General features: G+C 61.3%; 5 protein-coding genes and 1 pseudogene. All 6 read right to left on the bottom strand.

The features are described 5' to 3' along the window. Window positions 1-3,948, bottom strand: a pseudogene (locus ACFOES_RS20490) (hypothetical protein); the annotation flags it as partial. Window positions 3,949-4,396: 448 nt separating this feature from the next. Beyond that, window positions 4,397-4,723 carry a hypothetical protein gene (locus ACFOES_RS20485; protein WP_377835498.1) on the bottom strand — a complete coding sequence of 109 codons (327 nt, stop codon included), beginning with the start codon at window positions 4,721-4,723 and terminating at the stop codon, window positions 4,397-4,399. After that, window positions 4,720-5,202 carry a hypothetical protein gene (locus tag ACFOES_RS20480; RefSeq protein ID WP_377835496.1) on the bottom strand — a complete coding sequence of 161 codons (483 nt, stop codon included), beginning with the start codon at window positions 5,200-5,202 and terminating at the stop codon, window positions 4,720-4,722. Before ACFOES_RS20480 ends, ACFOES_RS20485 begins: the two co-directional genes overlap by 4 nt. Window positions 5,203-5,217: 15 nt before the next feature. Further along, window positions 5,218-5,343 carry a hypothetical protein gene (locus tag ACFOES_RS20475; protein ID WP_377835494.1) on the bottom strand — a complete coding sequence of 42 codons (126 nt, stop codon included), beginning with the start codon at window positions 5,341-5,343 and terminating at the stop codon, window positions 5,218-5,220. Then, a complete protein-coding gene (locus ACFOES_RS20470; protein ID WP_377835492.1) occupies window positions 5,330-5,674 on the bottom strand; it encodes a hypothetical protein in 345 nt (114 codons plus the stop codon). The genes ACFOES_RS20475 and ACFOES_RS20470 overlap by 14 nt, the downstream gene beginning before the upstream one ends. 10 nt (window positions 5,675-5,684) lie before the next feature. Next, entirely contained in the window at window positions 5,685-5,858 is a 174-nt protein-coding gene (locus ACFOES_RS20465; protein ID WP_377835490.1) for a hypothetical protein, read from the bottom strand. Window positions 5,859-5,904 lie beyond the last annotated feature (46 nt).

Here is a 5,904-nt window from a genome sequence, read left to right as displayed (position 1 = left end):
GAGAAGCACCTTGTCGCGCCCGTTGCCGCCATCGACCGTATCGTTGCCTGCGCCGGCGAAGATCGTGTCGAAGCCGTTCCCGCCTTGCAGGTGGTCCGCGCCTAGATTGCCGATGATGTGGTCAGCCCCGCTTGCGCCCTTGATTGTATCTGCGCCCGTCCCCCCCGAAAGATGATCTGCCGAGGCTCCGCCAACCAAGAGGTCATTCCCGGCGAGGCCATAAAGATGCGCCTGGCGGGTCCCTGCGAACAGTATGTCATCCGCGGCTCCGCCATATTCGCTGACATGGGCGAGGCCGTCTGTCCCCGTCGGAGTAACCGGCGTGTATCCCGCATCCCGTTCGCCAACGATGACAACCCAGATCCCGCCATATTCAGCCACGCCGATGGTATTGTAATTGCTGTCGGACAGTGCGGCACTGCCGCCCGCCTGCGCTTCGATCTGGGCGATCACGTTTGCAGCGTTCGCACCGGGTTGAGCGACGACGAAAAGCTGGAAATGGCTGTCCGGGGCGCTATTGCCGAATATCGTGCTGAATGCGTCATTGAACTGCTGTGCGATCACATTGCCGTTGGACCAGCCATCCGCCCAGCCACTGTCCTGATGCGAATGCGCCATGCGCGCGGCGCTGTCGGCAAAATTGGCCACAAGGTCGATCGCCTTGCGTGAGGCGATCGCAGAGAGGATGGCGTCCATGTCCAGGCCGACGGCTGCCCCGCGCGTCCCATTGATCGCCGACACAACCTTTGTTTCAGCGGCGGACATGCCGTCGCCGGCATAGTTGCCCAACGCTTGCGTGAGCAATGCGGACTTGCCCAGGACGGCTGGATCATTGTTGATGACCCGGAAAGGAAGATCCGCCCGCGTCAGGTGCTGCGAAGCGTTCGGCTGCTCGCCCTTGTCTATCCCAACGGTAAGAAAATATGCATAGGCATTGGCCGCAATGCCGTTTGCAACCGCAGCGGCAGCGTCCGGATAGGTCTTCAGATACCATTCCTCATCAAGTTTGATGATCGAAGCTTCGTCAGGCAAACCGATGGCTGAAGAACTAGCGGAAGCTGCCAGACTATCAGAGGTGCCGAGTGCTGCAGAAAACAGCGTCGACATTGAAGAGGAACCGGTCGAACTGCCTGCGACATAGTCATAGGCGGACTCTGCCTCCGACACCACCCATTGATGGATAGTATGATCGTAAATGGTATGCCCGAGGCCAGCCCCCAATATACTTCCTGCTAGTTCGCCTCCGACACCTCCAAGCGCGGTTCCGACACCCGGTTCTATAAGCGTGCCGAGACCTGCACCTCCGACAGCTCCAAATAATCCGCCAGTCTCTGAGCCCGCAGCCATGAAGACTGCGTCGACGACTCCGTCGACGAAGCTAACATATGCCGCACGCCCTTTTTCACCACTTGGTGCAGACTTCACTGCAGAAAATACGTGTGCCCCAACTCCAATCCAATCCAGGGCACCCGAATCTGCTACATCTTTTGCGAACGCATACGCCTCGGCATCGTTCTCGACAAAGAGCATGTATCCAGCGAATTCCTTCCACACTTTGTCGTCAACCAACATGTCCGCGACATTCACAGAAAGATCCTTCACCATGTATTCCGCATAGTTCACAGCGTCGGCGACTGGATCAGGAGTCTGCGCAGGGGGGGACAGGGGCGTTTGCGACAGCACGCCAATATCTGCGACCGACAAACGGTAGCCACCGGTGGAAGTGCCGCCACCTCCGGAACCCACACGGATGTATTCGATCCCGTCTGCTTGTGCTGTGAAGTTCAGCGTTGTTTGCAGGCCAGTTCCACCATGAGCTATTTCGCTGTTGAAACTAGCGCCATCTCGCACCGTAAGATATGTGCTGGAAAGCGCGCCAAGTATTCCTGCGCCCTCCCCGGTAAGGGAGAGCTGATAGCTATGGCCTGACTGAACATTGATCTTGAATACATCCTTGTCGCCTGCGGCTTCGATCACACCGGTCTCGGCCCCCCCCATAGGCACGGTGGCAATCGAATTGGACGCTGTAACATCCCCCGGAAAGTCGGGGTAATCATCGGCAGCGCTTGCCGGCTGCGTCACGTCGTGAACGGAAACCTCGTATCCCCCCTGATCTGTCGCGGCCCCGCCACTGCCCACGCGCAGGAAATATGTCCCGCTGCTATCCGGGGTATAGATGAGATGTGAATCGGGGGAGATGGCGCTCGTCTTAAGAACGTGATCGAAATTGCCAGGGTCACGAACGGTGAAGACACCAAGCGGCAGGGTGGCACCGCTAACCGCGGCGCTCTTGAGCTCGATGTCGTAGCTGTGTCCCTGCTGCAGGGACACCTGGAACACATCCTTGTCGCCATACGTGTCATTGCTGTCCGCCGGCCCGATATATCCTGTTTTCGAGCTATCCACCGCGAGGGCGCCGATCGCCACGCTCGTGTCAGTCGCACTGTCCGCGAAATCGTCCGAGAGGGACGTCCCGAGACTGGTCATGGTGACGCTGTAGTCACCGACCTTGTCTGCATACCCGCTACCGCCGGCGCTGACGGCGAGGTAATAGGTGCCGCTGGTAGGCGCTGCGAAGTCGAGCGAACTGCTGAAATCAGCCAGGGTTCCGAGCGGATTTCCGTTCCCATCATGGATGCGGATCGCGGTGTAATCGAGCGTTCCGGAAAGGCCTTGGTCTGTGAAGTGGTAGCTCTGCCCCCCGGTCAGCGAGAGGCGGTACCAGTCGTGGTCAACTACACTTCCGCTTAGGTCGGTCTGGTTGATCGCGCCAGTCAGTGTTTGCCCAGGCGAGAGTGACAGAGTGGTACTTGTATCTCCGGCCACACTGTCGTTTGCATCGGTCGAGATCAGTCCGCCGTCACTTACATTGATCTGGTAACCGCCCGTCTTGCTCGCATAGTCGCTGCCGCCCGCACTGATGGCGAAGTAGTAGGTTCCGCTCGTTTGCGGCGTATAGTAAAAATCGGGCGCGGAGCCTTCCGGGATCGGCGTCTGAACCAGACCGTTTCCGTCCCTCAGGTCGATTGCAACCGTGTCCAATGTCGCTGCGGTGGGCTGAGCGGAGAAGTGATAGTCATGTCCCGCGGACAAGATGACCTTGAACCAGTCATGGTCTACGGTGGTGTCGTAGCTGCCACTGATCGGGATCGCATCGATCGTGCCGATTGTTGTTCCATCCATTGTCAGGTTTGCAGTGGATGAGACGGTGTCGAGGGCGTTGTCGGTTGTTTGCGGGGCCGCCGCCACGCTGAACGCGTCGTAGCTCGAATGCTGCGTGCCGTCGGAACTGTTGACACGGACCTGCCAGGTGCCGGCGTCCGCGGCGTCGTTGAGTTGGTAGTCGATCTCGCTGCCGGAGACGAATGTCAGCTTCGCCGAGGTGCTTTGAATGGTGGTGCCCTGCGGATCGACGAAGGTCAGCGTGTCGCCGCTCACGAAGTTGCTGCCGAGCAGCCGCATCGTGTGGTTGACGTTGTCCGCCGGATAGGACGTCGGGGACACAGAACTCAGCGTCGGGGCGAGCGTGTAGCCATTGTCAGCAAGCCCCAGCGAAAAACTTCCTGTGGCCGTTCGCCAATCCGGCTCGGGCCCACCCGCGCTGACGGCGACGTAGTAGGTCTGGCTCGAACTGGACTGACTCGTCGTATCTATTGTCAGTACGGGATTTGCACCTTCTTGAAGCCCCAAGACTGGGCTCCCGTTCGCGTCATACAGCGAGATGGCGATTGATCCTGTCGAAAGCGAAAGGGAATGCCCGTCGAACTCGTAAACGTGGCCTTTCAGAAGGCTGACCCTGTACCAGTCCTTGTCGACATAGCCGCCGCTATTATCCAATGTTACTCCATCGCCGCTAATCGGCTCGGCATCGATCACTCCGGACTTGGTTGTACCAACCGCAAGAGACGTACGAGTGTCCGTGCCCTCGTAGACATAGTCCGTACTCATGGAAATTAGTCCCCCACTGAAACAACTAGGCGCAATTAACTATTTTTTTGCTTTTCTCCACCAGATTGTCATATTTTCGGCGCGCCGCACTCACAATAAGTTGATGTCTCGAGTTTTCTATTAGAACCTGCAAATCGCAGACACCAATCTCATAAAATACTTTAGGAACAACAGGGGCTTCCAGCCACCTTCAGAGTGTTTCCCCAGCTCTGACCAATAGCATAGTGAGCAGCCTTGTCGTTTCATACGGACAGGTCATCCCGAGCGGGTTCTCTCCAGAATCACCCGCACGGCCTCGATCCGCCGGTTGGCGCAACGCCGCCCGGCCCATTCCCGCACCCAGGCATCTGACGCCTGCCCAGCCATCGCCGGCACAGGCCCATCATAGCCCGCACAGGGCCGCAGCAGGTCGGCCGGAACCGTCGGTACCCGGTAGACCACCTGCGGCTCAGTGCTGCCCATACAGGCGCTGAGCGGTAGCAGCGAGCACAGGATCAAGCGGCGCATCGCGTCCCTCCATGGATTGCAGATCGGTGAGCGTGGCGCGCAGGCTGGCGGCATCGGCCTCTGCGCGGGTAAGGTAGGCGCGATGGACGGCGGCGGATTGCTCGGCCTGGGCCCGGGCCGCCTTCTCGGCCGCCAGCGAGAGCCGCAGCGCGGCGATCTGATCGCGCGCCGAGGCGAGGCGATGCCCTTGCCACCAACCCCAGGCCCCGAGCGCAATGGTCGCCGCCAGCGCCACCAGAAGCACCGCCTGTTGAAGCCGGCCGATCACGGCAACAGCTCGAAATGAGGCCCGTCGATGAAGTCCGGCCCGGGGTGCTTGACCTTGTAGCGCGCCACCGCCGCTGCGGCGTCGGCGGCCGAGTGGCAGCTGTCAGTGAGGCACTCGTACCAGTTACCGCCCCAGCGCAGCCGCGTGCCCATGTCCCGGCCGGCCTGCGCCATCGCCGCGGCGACCGGGTAGATCAGCGGCCAGTCCCAGGCGAAGCGGGCGCCATCCCACGGCACCAGGTCGGCGGCATGGCCGGTGCCATCAGCGGTGATCTGGTGGTTCGACTTGTGGCGATAGCCGTCCTTCTGCGAGCGGCCCGCCAGGAACAGCTTGTGCTGCTCCTTGGCCGTGCGTGCCGCCGGCGCCGGCACGCCGAAGTCCTGCTCGGTGACCTGGATCGCCCGCTTGATGCAGTCGACCAGGTCCGGGTGGACGTGGCTGAGATTCCCGAGCGATCGGGGTGACAGGCGATAGGACATCGCATTCTCCATTGGTCAGAGGAAATGCGCCACCAGGGGGATCAGGATGGCGACGGCCACACCGACGCGGGCGCGGTGCCAGAAATCCGCGGCCGGCGTATGTGGCGCCCGGCGCAGCTTGCGGGGATCAGCCTTGATCATCGATCTCACCCGTCTGCAGCCGCTGCAGGATCAGGGAAAAGATGGCCGGGCCGAAGACCCCGGTCAGGTAGGAGACGGACGAGGCCGCCCCGGTGACGGCGATCATCTCCCGGGGCAGCCCGACCCAGCGCACCAGGAAGGCACCGCCGAGCGCGCCCGAGCCGGCTGCCACCAGGGCCCCGATGATGATCTGGCGCAGGGCGTCCTTGAGCCGGACCTTGATCACCAGCGCCGAGGTCGCGCCGCCGGCGGCGCCCCAGGCGGCCGCGGTGATCAGCGCCGAACCGGCGGCCGCCTTGAGGACGTCCGCCAGGAAACTGTTGTCAGACACGGGTGCCCCCTTACGCGCTGCCTTCCATGAGGCCGGTCAGCGTGACCGCCTCCGAACCGCTGGTGACGTCGGTCAGCTCGAGCAGGAACCGACGCGCCGACGAAGCGGAGACGCTGGTATTTCCCTGAAGCGTCACGCCGGTGCCGGCGGCGATCGTGTTGGCGAAGGCGACCGTGTTGACCAACGTGAACTCTGACCTGCCACGGGTCTTTCATCCAGCCGTGACCGGA

The sequence above is a fragment of the Acidimangrovimonas pyrenivorans genome (assembly GCF_042643245.1).
GTDB lineage: Bacteria > Pseudomonadota > Alphaproteobacteria > Rhodobacterales > Rhodobacteraceae > Acidimangrovimonas > Acidimangrovimonas pyrenivorans.
The sequence above is the reverse complement of the archived record's forward strand: the minus strand, read 5'-3'. Positions and strand labels throughout refer to the sequence as shown.

Coding starts and splice junctions, on each gene's coding strand:
- ACFOES_RS20480 (WP_377835496.1), bottom strand. CDS start 5,202: ATGTCCTATCGCCTGTCACCCCGATCGCTCGGGAATCTCAGCCACGTC.
- ACFOES_RS20475 (WP_377835494.1), bottom strand. CDS start 5,343: ATGATCAAGGCTGATCCCCGCAAGCTGCGCCGGGCGCCACATACGCCG.